This is a genomic window from Ruegeria sp. N10 (genome assembly GCF_056531545.1).
The window spans coordinates 1-794 of sequence record NZ_JBQFLY010000063.1; the positions used below are offsets into that span (position 1 = coordinate 1).

Consider the following 794-nt stretch of genomic DNA (forward strand, 5'->3'; position numbering starts at 1 on the left):
GGCACTGCCAAATTGATCGCCCTCCGCTTCTCGGATAGCGAGGCACCATGACGATACCCATCTCGATGCCATGCCTGAAGGGCTTTCGTTTTCCCCGCGAGATCGTCTCCTATGCCGTCTTGGCCTACCATCGGTTTGGGCTGAGCACTGCCGATGTCGAGGACTTGCTCGCCGAGCGCGGTGTCATCGTTAGCCGCGAGGCCATTCGTCTCTGGGTAAACCGGTTCGGTCCACAGTTCGCGGCTTGTATCCGGCGCGATCGACCCCGGCCGCACGACAAATGGCATATGGACGAGCGCGTCGTCCCGATCAACGGCGTAAACACTGGCTGTGGCGGGCCATCGATGCCAACGGAGACGTTCTCGACATTCTCATTCAACCCCGCCGCAACGCCAAAGCCGCAAAGCGATTTTCGCTCGTTTGGTCGCCGCCTACGGCAATCCGCGTGTCGTGATCACCGACAAGCTCCGCAGTTATACCAAGCCGATCCAGGCCATCGCGCCTGACGCTGACCATCGAGCACACAAGGGCCTCAACAATCGGATCGAAGGGTCACATCGGCCAACCCGGAAACGGGAAAAGATCATGGGCCGGTTCAAGTCACCGCGCCAAGCACAACGGTTTCTCGCCGTCCACGATCAGGTCAGTACAATCTTCCGCCCTCGCCGCTATCGTCTCACCGCCAAATCCTATCGCCACGCAATAGCCGATGCCTTTGATCTTTGGAACGGCTACACACCCGAGATGACCGCCTGACGGGCGCGGATCAGACCGCATTCAGCCCGGTGCTAATA

1 pseudogene is annotated in these 794 nt (G+C 59.7%); it reads left to right on the forward strand.

What is annotated here, in order from left to right:
• Positions 1-47 precede the first annotated feature (47 nt).
• A pseudogene (locus ACR0JI_RS21950) lies at positions 48-756 on the forward strand (IS6 family transposase).
• Positions 757-794: the final 38 nt, after the last annotated feature.